18 protein-coding genes and 2 pseudogenes are annotated in these 23,856 nt (G+C 37.0%); 5 read left to right on the top strand and 15 right to left on the bottom strand.

Features of this window, described 5'->3' with window-relative positions:
• Window positions 1-136: 136 nt before the first annotated feature.
• Window positions 137-1,117, bottom strand: a complete 981-nt coding sequence (locus QMA00_RS02915; protein ID WP_290155931.1) for a BsuBI/PstI family type II restriction endonuclease — start codon at window positions 1,115-1,117, stop codon at window positions 137-139.
• A 128-nt stretch (window positions 1,118-1,245) separates the two neighbouring features.
• On the opposite strand from QMA00_RS02915, the gene QMA00_RS02910 reads away from it, so the two are divergent.
• A complete protein-coding gene (locus tag QMA00_RS02910) occupies window positions 1,246-2,757 on the top strand; it encodes an Eco57I restriction-modification methylase domain-containing protein (protein WP_290155929.1) in 1,512 nt (503 codons plus the stop codon).
• Between the two features lie 37 nt (window positions 2,758-2,794).
• Here the strand turns inward: QMA00_RS02910 and QMA00_RS02905 are convergent, their stop codons facing one another.
• The 8 genes from QMA00_RS02905 to QMA00_RS02870 all read right to left on the bottom strand — a co-directional run bounded on the left by QMA00_RS02905 (window position 2,795) and on the right by QMA00_RS02870 (window position 13,800).
• Window positions 2,795-3,127 carry a hypothetical protein gene (locus QMA00_RS02905; protein ID WP_290155927.1) on the bottom strand — a complete coding sequence of 111 codons (333 nt, stop codon included), beginning with the start codon at window positions 3,125-3,127 and terminating at the stop codon, window positions 2,795-2,797.
• Window positions 3,128-3,814: a hypothetical protein gene (locus tag QMA00_RS02900; RefSeq protein ID WP_290155925.1), complete on the bottom strand. Its 687-nt coding sequence runs from the start codon at window positions 3,812-3,814 to the stop codon at window positions 3,128-3,130.
• Between the two features lie 242 nt (window positions 3,815-4,056).
• Entirely contained in the window at window positions 4,057-5,472 is a 1,416-nt protein-coding gene (locus tag QMA00_RS02895; RefSeq protein ID WP_290155923.1) for a site-specific integrase, read from the bottom strand.
• Window positions 5,469-7,607 carry an ATP-dependent RecD-like DNA helicase gene (locus QMA00_RS02890; RefSeq protein ID WP_290155921.1) on the bottom strand — a complete coding sequence of 713 codons (2,139 nt, stop codon included), beginning with the start codon at window positions 7,605-7,607 and terminating at the stop codon, window positions 5,469-5,471. The genes QMA00_RS02895 and QMA00_RS02890 overlap by 4 nt, the downstream gene beginning before the upstream one ends.
• Window positions 7,607-8,383: a hypothetical protein gene (locus QMA00_RS02885; protein ID WP_290155919.1), complete on the bottom strand. Its 777-nt coding sequence runs from the start codon at window positions 8,381-8,383 to the stop codon at window positions 7,607-7,609. Before QMA00_RS02885 ends, QMA00_RS02890 begins: the two co-directional genes overlap by 1 nt.
• Window positions 8,373-9,341: an AAA family ATPase gene (locus tag QMA00_RS02880; RefSeq protein ID WP_290155917.1), complete on the bottom strand. Its 969-nt coding sequence runs from the start codon at window positions 9,339-9,341 to the stop codon at window positions 8,373-8,375. Before QMA00_RS02880 ends, QMA00_RS02885 begins: the two co-directional genes overlap by 11 nt.
• The gene (locus QMA00_RS02875; protein WP_290155915.1) at window positions 9,341-11,449 is read right to left on the bottom strand and encodes a hypothetical protein; all 2,109 of its coding nucleotides are present in this window, start codon (window positions 11,447-11,449) and stop codon (window positions 9,341-9,343) included. The genes QMA00_RS02880 and QMA00_RS02875 overlap by 1 nt, the downstream gene beginning before the upstream one ends.
• On the bottom strand, window positions 11,449-13,800 hold the full coding sequence (locus QMA00_RS02870; RefSeq protein WP_290155913.1) for a hypothetical protein: 2,352 nt from the start codon (window positions 13,798-13,800) through the stop codon (window positions 11,449-11,451). Before QMA00_RS02870 ends, QMA00_RS02875 begins: the two co-directional genes overlap by 1 nt.
• Before the next feature lie 90 nt (window positions 13,801-13,890).
• On the opposite strand from QMA00_RS02870, the pseudogene QMA00_RS02865 reads away from it, so the two are divergent.
• Window positions 13,891-14,322: pseudogene (locus QMA00_RS02865) on the top strand (redoxin domain-containing protein); the annotation flags it as partial.
• A gap of 164 nt (window positions 14,323-14,486) precedes the next feature.
• Window positions 14,487-16,064, top strand: coding sequence for an alkyl hydroperoxide reductase subunit F (ahpF, locus tag QMA00_RS02860; RefSeq protein ID WP_076922006.1), 1,578 nt, complete (start codon window positions 14,487-14,489; stop codon window positions 16,062-16,064).
• 95 nt (window positions 16,065-16,159) lie between these two features.
• Here ahpF and QMA00_RS02855 read toward each other — a convergent pair whose 3' ends face one another.
• The 3 genes and pseudogenes from QMA00_RS02855 to QMA00_RS02845 form a co-directional block, all read right to left on the bottom strand.
• Window positions 16,160-16,351, bottom strand: coding sequence for a DUF3185 family protein (locus QMA00_RS02855; RefSeq protein ID WP_036983831.1), 192 nt, complete (start codon window positions 16,349-16,351; stop codon window positions 16,160-16,162).
• A gap of 47 nt (window positions 16,352-16,398) precedes the next feature.
• Window positions 16,399-18,423 (bottom strand): ATP-binding protein, encoded by a 2,025-nt coding sequence (locus tag QMA00_RS02850; RefSeq protein WP_076922007.1) that lies wholly within the window; start codon window positions 18,421-18,423, stop codon window positions 16,399-16,401.
• Between the two features lie 337 nt (window positions 18,424-18,760).
• A pseudogene (locus QMA00_RS02845) lies at window positions 18,761-19,438 on the bottom strand (patatin family protein); the annotation flags it as partial.
• On the opposite strand from QMA00_RS02845, the gene QMA00_RS02840 reads away from it, so the two are divergent.
• Complete coding sequence (locus QMA00_RS02840; RefSeq protein ID WP_076922022.1) at window positions 19,376-19,666, top strand: isochorismatase family protein; 291 nt, start codon at window positions 19,376-19,378, stop codon at window positions 19,664-19,666. The pseudogene QMA00_RS02845 and the gene QMA00_RS02840 overlap by 63 nt on opposite strands.
• A gap of 69 nt (window positions 19,667-19,735) precedes the next feature.
• Here QMA00_RS02840 and QMA00_RS02835 read toward each other — a convergent pair whose 3' ends face one another.
• From QMA00_RS02835 to QMA00_RS02825, 3 genes are all read right to left on the bottom strand, one after another.
• Window positions 19,736-20,188: an activity regulator of membrane protease YbbK gene (locus QMA00_RS02835; RefSeq protein WP_076922008.1), complete on the bottom strand. Its 453-nt coding sequence runs from the start codon at window positions 20,186-20,188 to the stop codon at window positions 19,736-19,738.
• Between the two features lie 17 nt (window positions 20,189-20,205).
• Complete coding sequence (locus QMA00_RS02830) at window positions 20,206-21,159, bottom strand: slipin family protein (protein ID WP_036983835.1); 954 nt, start codon at window positions 21,157-21,159, stop codon at window positions 20,206-20,208.
• Between the two features lie 126 nt (window positions 21,160-21,285).
• On the bottom strand, window positions 21,286-22,710 hold the full coding sequence (locus tag QMA00_RS02825; protein ID WP_076922009.1) for a diguanylate cyclase: 1,425 nt from the start codon (window positions 22,708-22,710) through the stop codon (window positions 21,286-21,288).
• 223 nt (window positions 22,711-22,933) lie between these two features.
• Between QMA00_RS02825 and QMA00_RS02820 the strand changes: the two genes are divergently transcribed.
• Window positions 22,934-23,827 carry a cation diffusion facilitator family transporter gene (locus QMA00_RS02820; RefSeq protein WP_036983838.1) on the top strand — a complete coding sequence of 298 codons (894 nt, stop codon included), beginning with the start codon at window positions 22,934-22,936 and terminating at the stop codon, window positions 23,825-23,827.
• The last annotated feature ends 29 nt before the right edge of the window (window positions 23,828-23,856 follow it).

Here is a 23,856-nt window from a genome sequence, read left to right as displayed (position 1 = left end):
ATAATCTCAAAATTAGTAGTCTGGTCGATTCAGTCACTTGTTTACTAGACACCTCATAGCTAGATAAAATGACTAAAAATCATTCCGTGCTATATAGGCATAAGCCCTGAAGTGATGGTTTCAGGGCAAGCTGATATTAGCTAATTTCAGGTTTGTTATTGTGTGGACCAAGAAATCGATCACCATTGAAGTGAATCATATGGTCTGGATTATCAGCAATCCAAACTTCTGTCTCCCACGCAATATCAGCAGCGTTTTTCCGAAACTCAGCTCTGTGAGGAAAAGCGGTGACATAAACTCGCCCAACAGTACACCCCTCAAGAGCTTCTTCTAATTCAATCCATCTTTTGGGGCTTACAGGTCCATGACTTGTTACTGCTTCAATTAAAAACAACCATTGACGTTTCTCATCATAAACAACAACGTCTGGTAGTTTGTCGTGAGACATTGGCGGAACTTTAAGTGATTCTAAATACACAGTTTCTAAAACCATATGTTTCCCCCCTTCATCACGGCTACTTGCGGTATCACCGATATAAAGAACTTTACCACCTTCACCAACAAATCTAGGGCAAAATTCGTGAACAATATCAGCGTGAAGCTGATTGTGAGCGCCCGGTGATAGTTTTATCTCATTACCATTAGGTAAATGAACAGGAATTTTTTCTTTATTGATAGTTCGCTCGTACATAGCTTGTAGAGTAGGAACTTTATCAAGGAATTTTTGAACTAATTCCTCCCAATTTCCACTAGGATAAGCATGTAGAATCTCGATGATAGGCTGATTTAATGAGTAGTTATTGTCCTTGCTATTCGTAGCTCTTGCAGGGTTATCTCGATTTCTATCGACAATCTGAGCTTGATCAAATTGGTGTAACGTTTGTCTTCTAATCGTTTCGCGAGAGTTTGGTTTGTAATCTTTGCCATACTCTGAGCGAATAAAATCCATAATATTAACGGTCGGCAGGAGTGGTGCATTTGCTACACTCCAATCGTCATTTGGTTTTACATTAGCAAGAGCTAGAAAGACCCAAGCAGATCTATCGTTGCATTGCTGTTTTGGTAAGCCTAAGGCTTTGAGAATTTCTTTAGCTTGTTCTAGTTTTTTATCTCTCATTTTTTGATTTTTCAGCTATTCAACTAATAGGTTCCACAATGTAACCTATGTGCAGGTTTTTTTCTTCCTTTTGTTCAGGTTTTTTGCGATACTCCTTAATCAATGAATTACTGTATAAATGATCAAGTATGACTAAGTTAGCTCAAAAACTCCCCCTCAATTTAAATGACATTGCTGATGTAAACCGAGTTGAAGCAAATGGGAACCTTGACGAAAAACTTAGAGGTAAGTTAGGACAGTTTATGTCTTCAGCTTCCGTATCTATGCTTCTTGCAGATATGTTTGAAAATGTTGAAGGTGAACATCGTCTATTAGATGCTGGTGCAGGTGTTGGCTCGTTAACGGCTGCTTTTGTAGAGCGAGTTAAAGGTAGTGCTACAAGTATTGAGTCTACTTGTTTTGAACTATCAAGCGTAATGACTCATTATTTGGGTGATACTTTAGATCAATGTTCAAATACTTGTGCAGAGAATAATGTTCAATGGGGTCAAACAGTTATTGAAGAAGATTTTATTCAACATTCTGTGCAAACACTTCTTAGTGAGGGGTTCACACCAAACTACAACAAAGCGATTCTAAATCCACCTTATTTAAAAATTGCTGCAAAAGGCGAAGAGCGTAAAGCTCTTAAGCAAGTTGATTTTGAAACAGGGAATTTATACTCAGCATTCGTAGGACTAGCTATTATGTTACTAGAAGATGGTGGTGAGCTTGTCGCGATCACACCACGCTCATTCTGTAACGGCCCTTATTTCAATGACTTCCGTAAGATGCTACTGGAAACTTGCTCACTAAACAAAATACACGTTTTTAATAGTCGTAAATCAGCGTTCAAAGCAGATAAAGTTCTTCAAGAGAATGTTGTGTATCACTTAACGAAAGGCGAGCCACAACGAGATACTGTGATTGTAAGTTCAGGCTCTTGTGCAGAAGATCCTAATCCGTTTGTTTATGAAGTGCCTTTTAACAAAGTAGTAAGTGAAAGTAATCCAGATAAATTTATTCACATTATCACTGATGATGAAGAACAGAGTGTTGCGACTAGAGCTGGTAGTTTGCCATGTTCACTTGAAGATCTTGGTATTCAGGCAAGTACAGGTAAAGTTGTAGACTTCCGAACTAGAGAAAATCTAAGTACTGACTTTGTTGATGGTTCTGTTCCTTTGATTTTTCCTCAACATCTACAAAAATGTGCAATTGAATGGCCCATTGAAAATGCTAAAAAGCCAAATGCATTGCTGAACAATGAAAGTACCGCTAACCTGATGGTTCAGAATGGTACTTATGTTCTTACACGCAGATTAACAGCGAAAGAAGAAAAACGTAGAATCGTAGCTTCAATCTATACGGCTGATGTAGCAGACGTTGAAGTCGTAGGTTTTGAAAACAAAACCAACTACTTTCACGCATTAGGCGAACCATTACATGATGGTCTAGCTAAAGGTCTTTGGGTATTTTTGAATAGCTCGCTAGTAGATAAGTATTTCCGTCAAATGAACGGTCATACCCAAGTAAACGCTACGGATCTGAGAACGTTACGTTACCCAACTAGAGAACAACTTATTGATATGGGTAACGATGTTGATTTTGAAGAGTTTAACCAAGAATATGTAGATCATATTATCGAGAATTTTCTTTGAGTTCTTTCTGTTGATCAGCAAGTCGAATGATTTTAATTCAACTGTTTTTGGGAAAATTTTCTAATAACAGCAATACTAATTCTCTTTGAAAATACTGATATTTGTCTTCAATATTCAGATTATAAATTTTATGGAGATGCTTTTCGCCAGTATATTGTCTGATTCTATCTATGTGTTTTTTCTCAAAGACATAGATTTTGTCAGCCCAATCCAGCATATCTTCAGTACAAAGAGTTGTGCCTACCTTGCTTACATATTTTTCACTTAAACCTGCTGATTTATAATTGTTCGACTTATCAATCGCTAGAAAAAGTTCTTCAGCGGTTTTACTGCGCTGAACATTAGCAGTACATAGAAATAATATGTTCATCTAACGTCCTGCGAAATATTCATTGAATTCATTTGCTGAAAAAATTTTAAAGTTATGTTGATAGCCTTCGTCTAATTCAATTTTTTGCCAACAGCCAAAGCTTAATCTCGATATTTCTTGATCATTAGCTAGTCTTTTTGCGGAATAAAATGATTCACGATCATGGATGTTCACAGCAACAAATAGTTTTTGGCATAAATGTGAGACTAATTTTATTTGTTTTTTCACCTCTGAACCTGCGTTTGAACCACTAGCAAAAATCACTATACAATCTGCTCCCATTAAACCGACTTCGTGCAATAAATTCTTAAGGTTGGATGGTTCTGTCCAGTCAAAATTTATGATACCGCCAGCCACACTAACTAACTCATCTATTGAAACCATCTGTTCGATGGGACTAGGGTAATTTTCTCGAATAAAACTAGAGCAAGCTAAAAATTCATTTTGATAGCAAATGAAAACTTTCAAGAAAGGCGGAATTTTATTTATTATTTGATTTATTAAAAGCTGTTCGCCAGAGCCTAAAGCATTGCCGAGGATTAAGTATCCTCTAGCGTTTGACGGCATCTTTAAATCAAGGGGAGAAACGGATGAATCGTCAGGCTCATATTGATTTATCAAGTCTTTCTTAAACTGTTCAATATCTGAAATAGGTGACTGATTTATTGCATTAACCTCTTGAGTCATTTATCTATCTTATAATTTATAAATACTAATCTGAAACATTGTAACTATTTGAAAAATAAAGTAAATAACACACAATGAGCACCGTATCATGTATTACATATGCAATAAGAAAGTAACTTGTTCTTTTTATTAAAGATGTTAGTTAAATCATTTTGTGTAATGATTTTAAAATTGTTTAAAAAGGTTAGTAATCGCAAATAAATCAGCCTTAAATAAGCGCTTTTCGCTTATTTAACATCTTTCTACTTTTGTGCTTTTATTGATTCGACACCTTTTCGTAAAGTACTGTTTGTCGCTATCTCGTCCACCCATAGATCTTCGTTTCGTATTATGGTTTTCAGCGCTAAGTTTGAGAATGCTTGGTTTCGTACTGTTCTGATGTATTTATGAGTAGTTGATAACTTTTCATGTCCTAACAGCCCTTTTAAGAAAGCGTGGATGTCACCATCGTTGTCGATATGAATATCAATACCTGTTTCTTGTCTGTACTTCACTAAACGTAGTGATGCTCCTGTATGCCTCATGGCATGGGGTCTAACATTGATATTGAGAGGAAGTATTTCTTTTTGGTAGAGTGCTTTTCGTGCATCTCTAAAAGCTTTCTGGTACATGCTTTTTGAAATTGGCGTTCCATCTTCCTTTATCCAGAGAATATCTGAGTCTATCTTGTAGCGACTGTCTTTACCTGCTTTAGTAGATAAGTATGTAGTTTGAAATTTTAGTTTCCTATCTGCATAAATAGTAATGTCAGAGTTAGGCATCTTTGCAGTTAAATACTTATCAGATATTAATTTCATCGTTTGAATATCAACATCAATTTCCCTTTCAATTTGCCCTTTACCTATGAATTTTAAGGTTTGATGCCTTATGTCTTTGGTATACATCTCTCCCCAAGACATAAATTTAGGGTTCAGTGTGTTTGACGTATGTGGGAAATATGTGATTAACTCATTGAGTCTTAGGCAGGTGTCAAATTGTACTTTCGCCATAACAGCGTATACGACATCTATTTTTCTCAGCTCACTAATGAGTGCTCTCATTTGCTCAATATTTAGTACTTGAGAGTTGTAAGAGCTAACTCTCTTTATTCGTTTATCGTCTATTAATGGATCTTTTTCGTATTCTGTTTCAGTGCTTTCTTTAGTGTAGTTGAGAAAGTCTCCCTCTTGCTCTGCGTCACTCAGCATTCTTTTCGTACTGACTTTGCTCGGTAAATCCATAAGGTTTGGAACATTAATTTTATCTAGATATTTATAGAATAATCGCCAAGTAGATACATAGTTACTTATGGAACCTTCCTCTGTACCCTCTTTTCTCATGGTCTTTAGAACAGAGAGCATAAATCCGTAGTTTGCACTCAAATATGAAGTATCCAATAGAGAACATATATTAAGCCAATACCTTATGTGGTCAGCATAGTTTTTTAATGTCGTATTAGTTATTTCTTCAAGTTCTTCATCAATAAATGAAGGGTGGTTAAAGCGCATTAGCAAAAATTCATTTGCGTGTTCGTGCAGGAGGCCAGTGTCTTTAATTAAAACCATTGGAAACTTAGAGTCAGCTCTTTTTGTTACTGTGACTTCGGACAAAAGGTATTTGTCAGTTGTTCTTAAAACTGAATCATCGTCACTTTTCGGAAAATCTACTACGTTACTCATATCTCAAAACCAACTTCTCGCAGCTTATAGTTAAAGCCCCTTTTAAGGCTATTGTTTATGGACTCTGGCATTGTAAGAACAATAACTTTTCTTTTAGCTCTGGTTATAGCGGTGTATAACCAAGACCGATCTACCAATTCAAAATTCTCAACAACAACAATGACAACATCAAACTCTGAGCCTTGGGAAGCATGACAAGTAAGAGCGTAACCATGTTGCAAAAGATATTCTCCACCGTGGCTATTTGTGACTTGCTCTTTGGGAATAACAACTAGACCTTCAATATCAAAATCGACTTCAATAATTTCATCATTACCACCAATCACAACGCCTGTTGAACCATTTACTATGCCAAGCTCTTCGTTATTCGCTTTGTAAACGACAGAATCTCCAACACGAAAATGTGGCGCACAAGCTACAATTTTTCGATTCTTTGTTATTAGCCTATGTAACTGAAGGTTAATAGTTGCAACAGTTCTAGTTCTCGCTGCTATGATATGTATAGATTGAGCACTTAAATGAAGCTCATATTGACGAATTGATTGCTTTTCCATTTCATCTAGTGATCTGCATTCAATAATATTTACTTCTTTAGAGTGTTCAAAAGTTTTGCCAGCTTTAATAGCCTCAGATGCTTCCAGTATATTTTTTGTTGAACGGAAGTTCTGAGTTAACTCCACCTTAGGTACAAATTCTGACTCCATTAACTTGTGGTAAACAAGTCCCGGACCGACTGGCGATAATTGCGCCCAGTCCCCAACAAATACCAACCTAGCTGGTCGCTTCTCTAAAACTTTTAATATTCTATACATTGAATGTATATCTACCATTGATGCTTCATCTATCAACACTAGAGGGGTTTGAAATTGATTGAGGTAGTCTGGGTTATATTCTATCGTTTTAAGCAATTTTTCGATAGTCATCGCATCTTGCTCTGTCTGCTGAGCTAGTCTTCTCGAAGCTTTGCCGCTTAAAGCGACCTGTAAAACGCTATTACCAGCGTTTGTTATTAGGTTATGCGCACAGTAGAGTACTGATGTTTTTCCAGTGCCAGCTCCTCCTGAGACGCAAGAAACGGCATTGCTTAAAACAACTTTGACAGCTTCTCTCTGCTGATGACTAAGGTTGTGCCCTCCCGGTATCGTATAATCTTCTAACTCGCTCTCAGAAACAGTGATATTTAAAATCCCTTGCATTAATCTGGTTTTAATTTGCTCCCTAACATAATTTTCCATGATAACTGCTGAGGGCAAAGCAAACATCCTGCTATAAAGGCGATCTGTATCACTAAGGTCATTAAAATTTGGCGGTTCAGTAACTACAATTCTGGGGTCAGGTGTCTTTGATTGATCGAGGGCTAATACAATGGACTTGATAACAAGATCTTTACCAACTAATTTCTCTAGATCTTTAGAAAAGTTTAGCGGACTTGTTTGTGTTGAGCCTTTTTTTAGATGGGTGAAGAGGACATCTTCAACAGCACATAAAAGCCTTCGCTTATCATCCCTTTTAATTTTCAGTGCTGATGCAAATAGCTCTGCCTGTTTAAAAGTTCCGAAAGCCCATATTCTGTATGGGTCATCCCTAAGCTTGTTTTCTGTTTCGTCTTTATAGAAGGAGTATGCTTTTTTAGCAATTTTAATAATTGCACTTATTTCCTTTTGAGAAATATCTTTTAACACCTCCCGTATAAACTTTATAAGCTCAACTTTCCCTGCTTGTTTATGCCAATTAAAACATATTACTTCAGCAATATTTTTTGAGACGTTTCCTTGTTTTTCAATAGCTGAAATGTCTCTTTTCTCGATTAGGTTTAGAAGGTCATTTCCTAAATTAACAATTAATTTATTAGCTGTCTTCTCACCAACTCCATTTGTTGAAATAAGAAAACTTTTAATTAAATCATTACTTACATCACATAATTCTACAGATGATGCAATTACCTGCTCACCATACTTATAGTTTAACTCTATTTGTCCAATGACTTGAACATGCTCACCTTGTTCAAAATGAGCGTGAGAATGGCTTAAAACAACTTTAATAGCCTTTTTTTGAGTTTGAACCCTAAAGATTTGCTGGTCTTCATGACTGTAGAGCACATTAGATATTGTACCTGCGAAAATGACTTCTTCCATTAATGCGCACTTCCTTGTTTGAATGCAGTTAAACCTTGTGACAACAATGATTTTTGTTGGTGTTTTAACTCTGCCAACTCTTGCTTTGTTTCTTTTAGCTCTTCCCGCAATAAAACAACTTCTTCACTTTTTTCTTTGAGTTGTAGACGCATTGCAGACAATGCCCTGTTGGTCATTGTATCTTCCATCTCGTCTAGTGCTGATTCTCGTTTATAGTCAATTGACTTAACTTGCTCCTCTGCGATTAAAATATCTATGTTGGACAACATTTCTGCTAATTCAGCATCAGAGCTAATAAAGCTAGGGAGGTACTTAACTTCTTCAGGCGATATGTCTAAAAAATAAGCCCAGATAGCTTTTCGGTATAAAAAGCCCTTGGCATTTTTAGGCCAATAATACCCATCTTCATCTAGTCTTTCTTTTAAAAAAGAGGTGAAAGCTTCTAAATTCTCGTTGTGTATTTGGCAGTTAGTTTTAGGTTTAGCAATGATTTTTCCTACAACCCGTAGTACTTCCTCAGCTTCCTTGACTTGCTTAACAAAAGACTGCCTTATGTTGTCTGGTGTTATGCCATACCCAACAGCGGACGCTAATTTATTCTTATCTAATCTGCTCTTCTTTTTATCAAGCCATTTATCAGCATTCAGGCAATCATTCGAAATGATATTATCAAGAACTTCTGTTAATAGAATTCTTCTTAATTGTCCTAGCTCTCGTTTGCCTAGTTGATTATCGTTATCCGTATACTTTTGTAATAAAACCTCTTTAGTATTCATTGTCATCCCTCACATAAATAACCTCATCGATCTCTTCAAATGAAGGGTCTACTTCTTCAACTGAATTAAATTTATTTTCAAGAATGTCAGGATCTATTTTTTTATGGCTTCTTTTTAAGTTTCTTGCTGCGAGTGTTACATAATCAGTTAAGAATCGAACTACACAAATTTTCACATCATTTGCTTTTTGAGATTGCATAATCCAAGTTGCTCTTTCTCCTGCTGTAAGGTTTGTGGCATCTATGATTACGGCATGTCTATCTTTATATAAGTCCTTCTTTTTTGCCCAAGTTGATTTTCCCGAACAAGGTGGGCCTACCAAAAGGTAGACGCGCTGGGGCACTTTTCTCTTCATGAGTCGTGCAAATTCCGCTCTAGCTGTAGACCATGCTTTATCTCTAGCTTTGGAATTATGGAAATTATACTTGCCATCATGTTCTAGTAGCGAATCAGGTGAGATTATAGTTATCGTAATATCTGAAATTGAAGCTAAGTTTCTTTCTGAAATGATATTTGATTCTGTTGCTATGGCCTGTAGATGGGTTTTCTCAGCCATGAGCTTTAAGACTTTATCTTTAGAGCGTTCAAGCTGAGCTTGCAAATCAGTTTTATCTTTCAATAGTTGATGGTTTTGATCAACAGACTGTTTATACTTTTGAATTTCAGAAACCGCGTGCTCATTTAGTTTTTTCTTATTGCTTACAAAGTTTTGATTAAAGTCTACAACCCGATCATGAAAACTTTTGTATCGAGCTGCGATATCAGGAGGGCACTCTATATGCCCATAAACATAATTGGTATCAACATTTGCAAGATCACAAATAACTTTCATAGTAGCTATTCCGCGTATCTTGTTGCTATTTATAGCAATAACTGACTGCTCAGCAAAAACAGTTTCTAATCTCAACAGCCTTTCTTCATTTGTTTTTGGCTTATTTTTGTTGCTTTGTTCTTCCATTAAACAGCCTCCATTTCAGATTTAATTTCAGGGTAAACCTCTAGAAGCGGTGGATAGTACAAATCAATAAAATGCTGTGCTTCAGCATCTAAATTATTTGTAGAGAATTGCCCAACGCCTTTAAGGTAACTACAGTAAAATCTAAATGATTCAAGCAATAGCTGAGCCATTGGATTATCAAATAAAAAGGAATGCTGGCAATCAGAACCTTGGCAGTTATCTAGATTAGGTAAGTAGCTTGCTTGTAAAGCTCTGGCAAAACGTACGTCAATATCAGATTCTTTCATTTTGATTTGCTCTTTCTTTGCTGCGCATGGTGCTGGTTTAGTCGATTTCGTATTGCGCAAGCAAATAAAGCCTAAGGGAGTTTGCATTGCTAGCATTTCCCCATTTCTGATCCTTGCAATAAGAATATTTTTTATATGCTCCTTTAAGGTTGTTTGCATTTCCTCACCAACGAGCGATTGGTTTTCTAGTTGAAGCTTCTGCCTGATCATCTCAACACCCTCATGATAGCTAGCTTTAGCTCCCCCTGAAAACTTTCCTTTTACTATGGCCTCGCTCATATTTTCAGATAAGTTAATGTAAGTTGCCTGTTGGATGTTTTGTCTTTCTTTTTTTACTTCCATGTTATTTTTTAAGTAATGATCAGGCATTATTTCATTGGTGTGAGCAAACAGCCTTTTTACAATTAATACGGCTAATGGTGAGTTGGTTCCAATCCATTGTGCAAGGGTTACTCTGGCTCTATGACAGACCCCATCTTGGTTACTATCGGCATTGACTTCATCTAATAAATCAATATCAAAACAATCAGTAAAGCTTTTAAGAATACTGTTTAACATGTAACTTTGATTGATTTCCCAATATTTACCCTTCATAAATAATCTTGCTAATAAATTATTTACTTCTGCTGGTGCGAAGTTGATAGCATTAAGGAATTCAATAGCTTGAATGGTTATAGGTGGAGCGGGTATTGGATAATCTTCCTTTCGCACTTTTTGAATATCAGTAATAATATAATGTATAAGATCACTATCAGGGTCTTTTACCCAACAATCTCTCAGCAACGAAAGTCTGATGTCAATGTTGCGCAATCCAGTTGTAAAAAGAATGATCCAAACTGATGCAGCCAAGCATCTTTGATGAAGGTTATTAAACCAATAGCTATTCGGAACACTTTCTTTTAAATCTTTATATTCGGCATATAGATCTGGAAATAAAGCGATTGCTGACTCGTTTTCATTTAACGTATTACTTAATTTGGCAGTATGTTCAAGATTGAGCTGATAAAATGCAGTATCTAGCTTTTGAGATTCTTTATAAGCTTTGTCGAACTCACTAAAAATACAGGTGAATGATTTTGAATGCTCTGAGAATATCGGTATAGCGCGATCAATAATTTTGGCTACTGTTTCGCTAGAGTATGCTTCATATGAACGAATTGAAATTCTGGTAGCTTCACTGCCAATTAACTCATTAATATATTTTTGAAGAGGTGATATTTCGCCAGTCGTGGACTTTATCTTTGACCAAGGAACTTTGATATTAAACAGTGCAAAAGGTAATTCTTTGAATATTTTCTTACTAGTTGAAGCAATCCAACTCCAAATTCTAAAATATTCTTGAGAAACATTTTTTTCAATAGATATCATCTCGACACATAGGGAGTGTAGCTTTTCGGAACTGATAACTTCAGAAGGTACAAGAGGCTGATTAAGCTTGCCACACAATATATGCTCTCTGCCGAGAAGTGCGCTCCAAGCCCTAACTACAGCGCCTAGACCTTTAGCAGCATCACTAGAGCTATATTTTAAAACTTGAACCCTCTGATATATTAGGATCTTAAAAAATAAAATGAGTGGATAATTGCTATTGTCTGGAAGCATCATTTTCCCCCAGTTGATATAGCTTCCGACTCTATCAGTACCCCATATATCATCTGAAAAATTAACACCACCAAACCTAGTCATGGGGTACTGCTCATATTTTTCTTCAATTGATTTGATCGCTTTCCATTGATTAACACCAATTAACGCTTTCTCTTCATTGTCTATGGAAGTATAAAATGATGATCTTGAGTAAATATCTTCTGCTAAATTTTGCATTATTTAATCTCTACGATGTTAATTTTTGGATGGACAATTGGTGGCAGAAGGTGTGTTTCTGGGTCTTCCCATGCCCGTACAGCTTGATTGAAAGCTAAGCTATGCTTTTCTTGCCCATTATTAGATTTGCTTTTAAATCGCTCGATGACTTCCCTTGCAAGGTTATGTTTTACTTCATAATGGGAGCTGTATAGTTCTGGGCTGTTTTTCAACAGTTGCTCGTATTGAAAGCACCTATAAATTATTCTTGGAATGTGTTCTTCATAGACAACAGCTCTAGAACAACCTAAACACATATCAAACTGATTGCAGTATTCTGTATTATAGCTTTCGTTATGATCAGGATTGTATGGGTCCGAACAATCACATAAATAGCGTTGCTCTCTTTCTCCGCTGGGTGTTTCGCCATTTGTTTTAAGTTGAGCTGCAATTTTCTGGTAGTTTTCGATGAACTTTAGTTGAAGACCAACTATGGCACTGGTAAGCATACCTTCTGTTTTACTTGATTGAAGTAAATAGGTAAGAGGAATAGTGTTTCTTAGATCTTCTCCTATTGCTTTAATCAAATCATCTTTAGTATTGATGCCTTCGAGATATTCAATAAGAATTTCACCTGACCATACCTTTCTAAACCTACTTGTCTCAAATTCATTTAGTAATGTGCCATTCTCATCTTTTAAGTAACAGTTGATCCGAAAATTTTCTCCGTATGCAATGCATGATGACCGAAATTCATCAGCATTTCCTATAAAGAGTTCCCTATTGGGGTTCGATTTTGCTTTTGCTTTTTCAAATAGCTCTAAATATTCATACAGAACAGAATTAGTTGGGATTTCAATACTTTCCTCTTGTGCTCCACCTTGGTTCACATGTCCTCTTACTTTTTTGCCTGTTAGCAAACAAGACGGTTCAGTAGCAAACGGTGCATACATTTTTAAAACTGATATGTTGTTTACATATGCTGGAATATTTAATGCGACTTCGCGGTTTCTTCCTGACTCACAGAGCAGAAGAAGCATAATTAAGTAGTCGAAGTGAGTAGTAAATCCTAATAAGAGATTATGTATACCTTTGTGTCTGCCGCTAAAAATGTAACTTTTATCGTCTGGTTTCCCATAAAATATCCAATTGCAACAATACTTATTTGCTATTCTGTTTTTATAATCATCAAGTGATTCATGCCAGTTTTTAACTTCAGACCAATTTCGAAAAGGCCGATTCAAAAGTTGGTGTATTTTTATAAAAGCTTTTTTTTCTCCAAAATATTTAATTCCATCTCTAGCCCCTTTATTATTAGCTATCGCAATTGGAAGTACGTTGTTTAATAAATAAGATACATCAGGGTTTTCTTTCAAATCTAATGGCAAACTGTTGTAGGCTTTTTCATATTCGAAGGCCAATATATCTTTAGATAAGCTCGATATATCATAGTTGTGTCGATGTTCGTTAATCAGTAAGCTATGCGCACTTTCAATCCTGACATAAGCTAATAACTCCATCTCAAAAGCTATCTCATGAGACTCAGCAGTATTATTGATTATTAATTCACGATACCTTTTTAATCCCTCACGGGTGAATAAGTCAGGTTCATCAAATCCATACAGTAGCTCATCTGCTCTATTTGTAACTTCCTTTATTTCTGACAGACATGCATTAACATATGCATAAATCTGAAACATCACATAATCGCTATAGTCATGAGTCAATTTACTTTTCTTTATGCGATCTTCCGCTGAAAGGCTTTCCTTAGGTTTATCTAAAGCATTGGTAATAATATATGAATGAATCGAAGCTTTTACGCTGTCCGATATTAGTGGAATTAACTTAATCGCATTTTTAAGCTGTTTCGATATCGCAACAATTCTCTCTCTAGAAAGTTTACTGTCTAATTTAGCTTGAAGAATACTGTCATAATCATTGAGTGAAAATTCGATCAGTGTGACATTGTTTTGAGTGAGATAAACAGACAACCATTCGTATGCATAAAACTTATTATAATTATTAAAGTTACCTTCTCGATAGTCCTTCAACAGCACACGAAGTAAAACAGCAGCGTCCTTAGAAGAGAAATGATAATGTTCATGGAACCAGTTTAGCGATTTCTTCCCCTTTCTTAGCTTTACAGGAATAGCGTTAATATTGATCTTCTCTTTATGATCAAGAATCAAAATAGTGTTTTGATTTTGATAACCTGTTATCGGCAGTTCAAAGTTTTCTTCAGATAGCACCAAGATTGGTAATCCATCATCTGATAGATTTGAAACGATACCGTTATATACGATGGCTTCTTTCTTTTCTTGAAATGCTTCTTTAACATCTGTTTTAGAAAAAAGGTTCTTTCTTCCCACCACAAAAACTCAACAGTTAATCAAAATTACATTGAATTATAGTTTACAAATGCACTTTTTCAACAGATAAAATATAACAGTTAATCAGTAATAACATTTTGCCCAACTGAATTAGGTGACCTTGCAGATCATTACGCACAGTTACAAGAAATGGGCGTTGAAGTTTATTCAGTATCAACTGATACACACTTTACGCACAAAGCATGGCATGACACGTCAGACACCATCGGTAAAATTACTTACCCAATGATTGGTGACCCAACAGGGCGCATTACACGCAACTTTGGTGTCATGATTGAAGATGACGGTTTAGCACTTCGCGGTACATTTGTAATGAACCCAGAGGGCGAAATCAAAGTTGTTGAAACACATGACTTAGGCATTGGTCGCAGTGCTAAAGAGTTAGTTCGTAAAGTACAAGCAGCGCAATACATTGCAACACATGATGGCGAAGTTTGTCCTGCATCTTGGCAGCCAGGTGAAGACACATTAGCACCTTCACTAGACCTAGTTGGTAAGATTTAAACCTTACCACTAACTAAATTTAGAGTAGAACATGACTCTAAACCCAGTGAGCCTGTATAGGTTCACTGGGCACTCTCCCACGCCATCACACGTTTCTAAAATTTCGCACATGCACTGATGGCATGAGAACCTTGCTGTTTTAATTTTCCTTAAGGGGCTAAGCCATGTTAGACAACAACATAAAGAACCAATTAAAAAGCCATTTTGAATCGCTGACTCAGCCTGTTGAGCTGCTTATCGCCTTGGACGACAGCAAAAAATCAACAGAAGTAGAAAGTTTAGCGAATGATTTAGCATCACTAAGCGATAAGTTTAGTGTGATAAATAATCCCGATACTAACGCCCGTAGGCCTTCTATGGTGGTGCATTCACCAGAAAAAAACACCCATATTACCTTTGCAGGTGTTCCTATGGGACACGAATTTACTAGTTTAGTGTTAGCGCTATTACATACGGGTGGTCACCCTAGTAAAGCAAGTAAAGATGACATTGAACAAATACAAACACTTGAGCAAACACTCAATTTTGAAGTGTACATTAGCTTGAGTTGCCAAACCTGTCCGCAAGTTGTGCAGGCACTCAATACTATGGCAGCAACAAATAGCAATATTAAAGCCACCATGATTGATGGGGCATTATTTCAAGATGAAGTAGAGCAAAGAAACATACTGGCGGTACCCGCTGTATATTTAAATGGTGAACCCTTTAGCCAAGGGGCTATGAGCCTCACTGATATTTTAAATAAAGTGGATAGCAAAGGTGCACAGCGCCAGGCAGCATCACTCAATGAAAAGTCGGTGTTTGATGTACTTGTCGTCGGTGGTGGGCCAGCTGGTGCTTCGGCAGCTATTTATTCAGCACGTAAAGGGCTCAATACTGGGGTTGTAGCAGAGCGATTTGGCGGTCAAGTTGCTGATACATTGGCGATTGAAAATTTTATTTCAATTAAAGCAACGCAAGGGCCAAAAATGGTGGCTCAGTTGGAAGAACACGTTAAAGAATACGATGTTGATGTTATGCACAACCAACGCGCGGCAAACCTGCAAAAAGGCAGTAATGGGTATGATATTACGCTAGAAAATGGCGCTGTGTTAAAGGCAAAATCACTCGTACTAGCAACCGGTGCACGCTGGCGCGAAATGAATGTACCCGGTGAGCAACAGTATAAAGGCCATGGCGTTGCATACTGCCCGCACTGTGATGGGCCTTTATTTAAAGGTAAATCGGTTGCAGTTATTGGAGGTGGTAATTCAGGTATTGAGGCGGCAATTGATTTAGCCAATATAGTTGAACACGTTACTGTACTTGAATTTGCAGATACGTTACGCGCCGATGAGGTACTCATTCGTAAAGCTAATAGCTTAAAAAACATCACTATTATTAAAAATGCCCAAACCACGGAAGTACTTGGTGATGGCAAAAAAGTAACGGGGTTAAGTTATACCGACCGCCTTAGCGGCGAGAGTAGGCAGTTGAACTTAGCCGGTATATTTGTACAAATTGGTTTAATACCTAATACCGAATGGTTGAAAGACAGCGACCTTGAACTGAGCCAATTTGGTGAAATACTCATTGATGCCAAAGGTGCAACATCGTTACAAGGCGTTTATGCTGCAGGTGATGCAACCACTACGCCATTTAAGCAAATTATTATTGCGATGGGGGCGGGCGCAACAGCAAGCCTGGGTGCGTTTGACTATTTAATTCGTCAAACGCCCGATGCAGAGCAAAGCGCTGCTTAATAGTGTTTTAGCTTAAAGTCTCTTGATATAACAGCTCTCACCCATAGCTGTTTGTTCACCCAAGCCGCCCTCTCCAAAGGCGGCTTTTTTGAGCGCTATTTAAGTCGGGTAATACCCACTAAAATACACACTGCCCCGCCAATAAAGCCTAGCCATGCTTCTATAGGGGTTTCGCCATTTAATGCGCGGGTAACTTGTGAAGATGCAGAATCGTAAACATCATAACCCCACATACCAAGCGCTACGCCAATAACAATAAGTACAATACCAATGATTTTATTTGTCATAATGATCCTTTGTTTTTTGTGCAAGTTAATCTGAGCGACATTTGTTGTTATGGTGTGGCTACGCCCAGTCTTTTTAGTGTATTTGTAATTGCTTCTTCTATCGCTGGAAGCTTAAACGGTTTGGCTATAAACATGTCCATGCCCGCTTGCTGGCAGTTTAGTTTATCTTGTGAGGAAGCGTTAGCAGTTAACGCCACAATATAGGTTTGTTGCGGGTCACAAATACCTTGTGCTTTTAGTTGCCTAGTGGCCTCGAAACCATCCATGATAGGCATGATGCAGTCCATAAAAATAAGGTCAAAATGCTTTTGCTTGCATTTTAACAAGGCATCTTGGCCGTCTATAGCAAAGTCTGATTTTATATTAAACTTATCCAGTGCCGCTTCTAATACCAGGCGATTTATTTCGTTATCATCAACTACCAGAACAGATAACTTATTACTGTGATTATTAATAAATTTAAGGCTAGGTGTTTGTTTTTGTTGTTTACCAAGTTCAATCGGGATAGTTAAGGTAAAACATGTGCCCACGTTAATCTCACTGGTTACCTCAATTTTGCCATTCATAAAACCAACGAGCTCTTTAACAATGGCTAAGCCTAACCCAGTGCCATCTTTATTGTTGTTAGCATCAACCTCTTGGGTAAAAGGCTTAAATAATGAGTTTAAATACGCTTTACTCATGCCGCGACCTGTGTCGGTTATTTTAATGGTAAGTAAAGGGGACTTTGTATCTAATGTTAACTGCGATTCAAGAGAAACAGATCCATGCTCTGTAAATTTTAGCGCGTTACTCAGTAAATTAGATACAATTTGGCTTAATCGAGAGGTGTCGCAGTATACCCAAACATCATTAGGAATGTTGTTTGTGGCTAGTAGTTCAATGTTTTTATTACTAAACAATACCGAATATAAAGAAACCAAATCGGTAAATACCGTTTTAAGTAGAGAGTGGTGAGGCTCCAGTTTTAACTCACCATGATTTATTTTTGAAAAATCGAGTACTTCATTAATAATACTTAATAAAATGTCAGCACTTCGAAGGGCTACTTTTATTTTTTCTGCTCGCTTGTCATAATCGTGTTCATCAATGAGAGTCGCTAACATTCCCGTAATACCATTAAGCGGGGTTCTAAGCTCATGACTAATTTTGGCAAACAGCATACTTCGGTCTTGGAGAAGTTGTTCTGCAAGTGCTTTTTTTTGTTTTAACTCTTCGCGTAACTTAACGGCTTCAGTTATATCTTGAAAAGTACCAAATAATCGCACACATTTGCCGTTGTTAAACTCGGCCTCACCAAAAGTCGACACCCAAATGTTTTGCTGCTTTGCGGTAACTATTTCCAGCTCTAAATGCCATTTTTCACCCTTAGATACCGCATTTTCTACCGCTTTATTAATGCTATCTCGACTTTTACCCGCTTTATAAAATTCAATGGCTGTTTCCATGTTTGGAGTATAGCCTTCTTCGGCTTGATGAATACGTCGAGTTTGCTGGCTCCAAAAAATGCTATTGTCTATTAGGTCGACTTCCCATGTGCCTATATTTGCAACGCTTTCAAGTTTCAATAAGGTGTCACTATTTTTAGTGAGATTAACTTTATCCTGATTGCGCGCAAATTCTGAGCCCAACCACTGAGCCAATAATTCAATATAATCATAAGCTTCATCGCTAAAAGGGGCGCATTCTTGAGCTGATGAAAAGTTAACAGTTCCAAATACATCTGTACCTATTCGTATAGGCGCTCCAATATACGCCTCCAATTGGAAATTAATATAGCAAGGATGATTTGCAATACTACTTTGCGACGCATTATGAAATGCCAGTGCAGAGTTGGCTAACAAAGTATGTGTACAATAGGTGCCGTTTAACTCAAACTCAGTACCAATAGCAAGAGAATTGTCAGGGGTAATAGCATGTATAACAGTGTAAGAATTATTTTTTACGCGGCTGATAATAGCCAAATCGAGCTGAAAAACATCGAGCCCAAAAGCAAGTAAGTCTGTAATTTTTTGATCAAAGCTAAGCTGTTGATCAGAGACTATATTATGAAAGCATCGAAGAAAATTCACAAAAAACCTTATTTTATTTAGTATGTACACAAGAACACGAGCAAACACTACGCCTAAACATAATCTATTTTTTGACAATAAGCCATTATCACATAACTCCTTATTACATTAACTCGCGGGTTTAAAAATTAATAGCTTGAATTAGATGTAAATTTAGGGTTGTATCACTATGTAGTTCCTCTTAGTCCACGCTGTTTATTAATAACCCTTCTTGTATTACCTGTGTATGCTCAAGCACGTTGAGTAACGTTCACCATAAACATACTTTATAATTTCAATAGCTTTGGATGTATGAGTAAATGCAATTTTGACTTCGAGCAATCTGTTTGTAATGGTTTTATCGCTCATAACCATTGCTTCCAAATCTAGGGTTATCCAAGTAACTTATAGCTTCACTTATGCCCATTTGATAGCCTGAATTGAGTATAGCTCGATTTTTGGTGGTGCGGCCGACTTTAAACCCTGTTGGTGGTGCAATAATATTTATTTTGCAATCTGACGGAGCATGGTGCAAAAAATCAATACTGTCATTATAATTTTTAGAACGCTGTATGGCGGCCTCTGCAAGCGCTGGGTTCTGTTTATAGAGTTGTTTAGTTAACCACGGTACTTTGTTGTCTTTTTTACGATAGCCTAAAGGTTGTGAAAGGATAACTGTTATTTCTGATGCACCCATTTCATAGGCTTTTTTTACCGGAATAGAATCGGCAACGCCACCATCGGTCATGGCGATCCCGTTTATTGTTGGGTAATCCCGATAAGCGATTGGGATGGCGCAAGAGGCTTTTAATTGCTCAATCATTTCATTGCCCGTTGCTTGCAAATAGTGAGCTTTACCTGAATCTATTCCCGTTGCAACAATATAAAAATCGTAAAGAGATTGCGAGAATTAGTCGGTATTCAAGGGGATTTCACGAACTGTTTCTTGCCACAGCCAATCTAAATCAAATAGATGGCCGCCTTTGATAAAACGTGCGAGATTGATAAATTCTGGCCTGCAGGAGTAATCGGTAATAAAAAATTGATCATTGTTGGGTTTATGACCCACATGTGTGTGACATTTACAGCGCAAGGTGCATTTTTAAGAGGTAACCACGAAACGGTAGTCGCTTACGCGTGCGCTTCAAGACCATTACAAACTTCAGTAAGTGATGTGTTGGCATCTGATCTACATAAAAGTGCTTTAGCAACCATTAATGACTTATATGGCGTGGTTATCCTAAGTGCTGATGACTTAAGCTAACAAATAAAAAATTTTAAGGGCAGTAATAGTGATATTACAGCCCTTAAAATCTAATGTGATTCTAGTTGGCTAAATGGCTTCAACCCACATAGTGCCTACTTCTTTTTTTACGACCTTAACATGTGTACCTGCAGAAAGTGGCTGTTTACTTTTTAACTTCCAACTAATTCCAGAGTAAAGATGCATTGTGAGACCGTTTTCATCAACATCGTCAGCTAAAACAAAATCAAGCTCAGCAAAGTCGCTTTGTACACCTTTTTTGTCCACATTGTTTTGCATACGCTTTAATGGTTTCCATAAAAATAGCGCAAACCCAGCTGTAATAAGTGTGTTACTCCACAATGCGGTAGTTAAAGAGTCATCTAACAAGTTAAAGTTCATCATTAAACCGCTAGTAAACAAAGCCATACCTAAAAATAATAATATAAAGGTAGACATACCTAACACAGCCACTTCGATAATGAGCGCAAGCACACCTAAAATCATCAGTGCTTCAGGTAAGTTGTTAGTAATAAGCGTCATTATTTATCCTCAACAGATTAAAGTTTTTGCTTTTGATTTAGTGAGTTAATAATTGACATGCCTTGTGCAACTAATGAGCTTGCATCAGTGGCGCTATCGGGTAATAAAACAACAGACGACTCTTTCGCAATAGCTTCTTTAGCGGCAATGGCTTTGGTTGCTAAATCGAGTTGAATCGCTTTTTGGCCTTGCTCAGTATCTGCAGCTTCACCTACTTTACGCAGCGCATCAGCTTGCGCTTCTGCAACAGCAATAATAGCTTTAGCTTCACCCTCTGCGCGCAAGATTTGTTCAGCTTTTTCACCTTCAGCACCTAAAACTTGAGCCTGTTTTTTACCCTCGGCAACATTGATGTTTGCTTGACGATCACCCTCTGATTCTAAAATTTGCGCACGTTTAACACGTTCGGCTTTCATTTGCGCTTCCATCGCTTCCATCACGGATTGTGGTGGTACAATGTCTTTTATTTCGTAACGTAAAACCTGGATACCCCAGGGCTCAGCTGCTTGGTTGATAGAGGTTACGATATTAGTATTGAGGACATCACGTTCTTCAAAGGTTTTATCAAGCTCCATTTTACCCAGTTCAGAACGCATGGTGGTTTGTGCTAGCTGCGTTACTGCAAATACGTAATCGTCAACCCCATAAGTGGCTTTGTATGGGTCAAGCACACGAAAGTACAGTACACCATCAACAGATAACGAAATATTGTCTTTGGTAATAGCTGACTGTGAGGGGACATCTTGGGCTTGCTCTTTTAAGCTACGGTCGGCAGCAATGCGATCAATAAAGGGAACAATAAAATTTAAGCCCGCTTCTTTGGTTGATTGGTATTTACCAAAACGCTCAATCAGCCATGCACGGTTTTGTGGTACAAATTTAACGCTACTCTTTAGCAGCACTAAAACAAAAATCAGTAAAAACGCTTCAACAGTAAAAACAATATTTATAATTTCTGCGATGGGATCCATAGGGTTTTTCCTTGTTAATTACGTTCAGTTCAAAAACTGCACGATGCTTATAATTTCAACAAGCTACAGATTATCATTAGTTTTTAATTTGTACTATAAAAACAGCAGGTAGGTTTTATAGATAGATTATTCAAAAATACATATTTGATTTCTGCCAGCTTTCTTTGCTTTATATAAAGCGATGTCAGCGCTTTTTATTAAGCTTTCTGTGTGTGTATCTGCATTTGGATAACTACAAAAGCAACCAAAGCTAAGTGTTATGTAAGGGGCAATAGGAGAGAACTCATGCGTAATATTAAGTGCTTTTATTTTTTGCTCAATTAACAAAGCAAATTTATGGCATTGCTCTATATTCGTAGCAGGTAAAATGATTGCGAATTCTTCACCGCCATAGCGAGCTGCTATGTCACCCTCACGCTTACATAAACTTTTTAAAGCACGAGCAACGTGTTTTAACGTTTCATCGCCTTTGTGGTGGCCATAATTGTCGTTATAGCGCTTAAAAAAGTCGATATCACACATAATTAAACTAATTGGTTGGTGTTGTCTTGCAGAGCGTTTAATTTCGCTCTTTAGGGAAGTATCAAAAAAACGACGATTAGCAATATTAGTTAGCGCATCGGTATTCGCTAATTTATTGAGCTTTATATTGGCGTTAATTAATTGCTGTTGGGTTAACTGTAGCTTTTTTTTATAGTTAATATTTTTAAGTGCATTATTAATGATTTCGCCTACGAGCTTTATTCTAATTAAATCTATTTTGCTCCAATGACGTTTTGTTTTAACACAATCACAACCAATAAAGCCTACTAGCTCTTCATCAAAACGTAGGCCTATGCACAAAACAGATTGAATATTTTGCTCTTTAAATTCAGCTTTTTCAGCGTCGGCTTTTGTTGGTAGTTGTTCAATATCATTGACTTGAAATAGATGGCTCTCATTCATTATTTCAAAAAAGTAGGGTAGCTCAACTTTGGGTACATTTTGTAGTCTGTCTTTGCAAGCGATAATGCCCGTATTGACCCATTCGTGAGTATTGGTGATAGTTTCGTTGTCGGTGTTGAATTCAAATAAATAACTGCGGTCTGCTTTCAAAACAGTGCCAATGGCTTTAAGGGCAAAGTTAATTTGCTGGTCTATATTGTCATTTTGTATATCAATGAGTTTGGTAGAAATTTTAGAGATAATTTGATCAAAGTTATATTGTTCTGTAAGTGTACGATCTTGCTCTAAAGTGATCATAGACACAGAGTCATTAACTATTGAGTGGTTAACATTTAGAAGCTGCGGCGAAAATTCACACTCTAATAAAACAGCTGTGATATTTGATGAAAATAATTGCTCAATGGTTATCACCGTATCATCATTAAAGTCGCGAAGCGTAATATTGTTAAAAACATCGCTGCTAAGCGCGTCGTCACTATTTATGTTAAGTAACGTTTTGGCATGTTGGTTTAAGATGTAATTATGTGTTTTATTGTCATAAACAATCACCGCTAAATTAATTAGATTAAAAATCTGCCAAATTGTATTGTTTGAGTCATGGCTCACTGGTTTCTCCGCATTAAAATATGAAAACTACCCATATTTATGAATTAATTATTATTTTTGTATCCGCTTAGTTACTTTTAGTACAGTTTTTTGTATTTTACTAAGTTTTTAGTGCGTTTATTTGGCCTACGTATTACAATTGTGACTGTATATCATTACGTATTTCCCAATTTGCTTTATTTCATAAGCTTACTTTATTTTTAGTGAAGGTCTATTATATTTCATGACAGAAATAACCACACATCACGCTTCTCGTCGCCGTTTGTTAATTGCACTTGCAATTACCTGCTCATTTATGGTGATTCAATTAGTGGGTGCGTATTACGCAAACTCACTTGCAGTACTTGCTGATGCAGGGCATTTGTTTGTTCATAATAGCTCTTTGTTCATTGCTCTCATTGCGTCTAGCTTTGCTATTCATTTAGCTAAAACCTATAACGATGGCCATCAAAAAGCAGAGCTAATAGGGGGGTTGATCAACGGCGTTTTATACCTAGCCATTAGTTCACTTATTTTATATGAGGGCACTGAGCGCTTTATGCATCATAAAGGGGGACATGAGCTGGTTATTAATAGTTACTTAATGTCGGTAATTGCTGCTATTGGTTTTTTATTTCATGGCGCAGCGGCATGGGTGCTTTATAAAGGCCGTAAGGCGAGCATTAATGTGTATGCCGTGTTTTTACACTCGTTTTTTGATTTAATATCAACGGTTTCTACTTTTGCTGCTGGTGTACTTATATACTTAACAGGCTGGAATGTAATTGATATTTTATCGAGCATGTTAATTGCGTCTTTTGTCTTGTTTACCGGTATTAAGGTCATTGTTAGCTGTATCAAAGGGCTGCGTTCAAATAAAGCTAAGTTACCTAAAGTGGCCGATATTGAAACAGAAATAGCCACCATGGAACATGTTGAAAATGTGCACAATGTGACTGTTGTTCGTAAAAATAAAAAGGTGATAGTGGGGGCTCATGTGGTGTTAAAGCAACATTGCACTATAGAAAAGCATGATGAAGAGTGCCGCTTAAAGGTAATTAAACTGCTTGCAGATAAATTTAATGTGCGCAACAGCGTATTACAAATAGAAAGCTACGAATGCAAGCACATACACTAATGCGTTAAACCTAAAAGCGACTTAACTAA

The organism is Pseudoalteromonas sp. APC 3694 (assembly GCF_030407565.1).
GTDB classification, from domain to species: Bacteria; Pseudomonadota; Gammaproteobacteria; order Enterobacterales; family Alteromonadaceae; genus Pseudoalteromonas; species Pseudoalteromonas tetraodonis.
The sequence above is the reverse complement of the archived record's forward strand: the minus strand, read 5'-3'. Positions and strand labels throughout refer to the sequence as shown.

Excerpts from the sequence above, each read along its gene's own strand:
- QMA00_RS02820 (WP_036983838.1), top strand. The coding sequence starts at position 22,934 with ATGACAGAAATAACCACACATCACGCTTCTCGTCGCCGTTTGTTAATT.
- QMA00_RS02855 (WP_036983831.1), bottom strand. The coding sequence starts at position 16,351 with ATGACAAATAAAATCATTGGTATTGTACTTATTGTTATTGGCGTAGCG.
- QMA00_RS02895 (WP_290155923.1), bottom strand. The coding sequence starts at position 5,472 with ATGAGTAACGTAGTAGATTTTCCGAAAAGTGACGATGATTCAGTTTTA.
- QMA00_RS02840 (WP_076922022.1), top strand. The coding sequence starts at position 19,376 with ATGGCCGCCTTTGATAAAACGTGCGAGATTGATAAATTCTGGCCTGCA.
- ahpF (WP_076922006.1), top strand. The coding sequence starts at position 14,487 with ATGTTAGACAACAACATAAAGAACCAATTAAAAAGCCATTTTGAATCG.
- QMA00_RS02890 (WP_290155921.1), bottom strand. The coding sequence starts at position 7,607 with ATGGAAGAAGTCATTTTCGCAGGTACAATATCTAATGTGCTCTACAGT.
- QMA00_RS02900 (WP_290155925.1), bottom strand. The coding sequence starts at position 3,814 with ATGACTCAAGAGGTTAATGCAATAAATCAGTCACCTATTTCAGATATT.
- QMA00_RS02885 (WP_290155919.1), bottom strand. The coding sequence starts at position 8,383 with ATGAATACTAAAGAGGTTTTATTACAAAAGTATACGGATAACGATAAT.
- QMA00_RS02910 (WP_290155929.1), top strand. The coding sequence starts at position 1,246 with ATGACTAAGTTAGCTCAAAAACTCCCCCTCAATTTAAATGACATTGCT.
- QMA00_RS02915 (WP_290155931.1), bottom strand. The coding sequence starts at position 1,117 with ATGAGAGATAAAAAACTAGAACAAGCTAAAGAAATTCTCAAAGCCTTA.
- QMA00_RS02905 (WP_290155927.1), bottom strand. The coding sequence starts at position 3,127 with ATGAACATATTATTTCTATGTACTGCTAATGTTCAGCGCAGTAAAACC.
- QMA00_RS02880 (WP_290155917.1), bottom strand. The coding sequence starts at position 9,341 with ATGGAAGAACAAAGCAACAAAAATAAGCCAAAAACAAATGAAGAAAGG.
- QMA00_RS02835 (WP_076922008.1), bottom strand. The coding sequence starts at position 20,188 with ATGACGCTTATTACTAACAACTTACCTGAAGCACTGATGATTTTAGGT.
- QMA00_RS02830 (WP_036983835.1), bottom strand. The coding sequence starts at position 21,159 with ATGGATCCCATCGCAGAAATTATAAATATTGTTTTTACTGTTGAAGCG.
- QMA00_RS02875 (WP_290155915.1), bottom strand. The coding sequence starts at position 11,449 with ATGCAAAATTTAGCAGAAGATATTTACTCAAGATCATCATTTTATACT.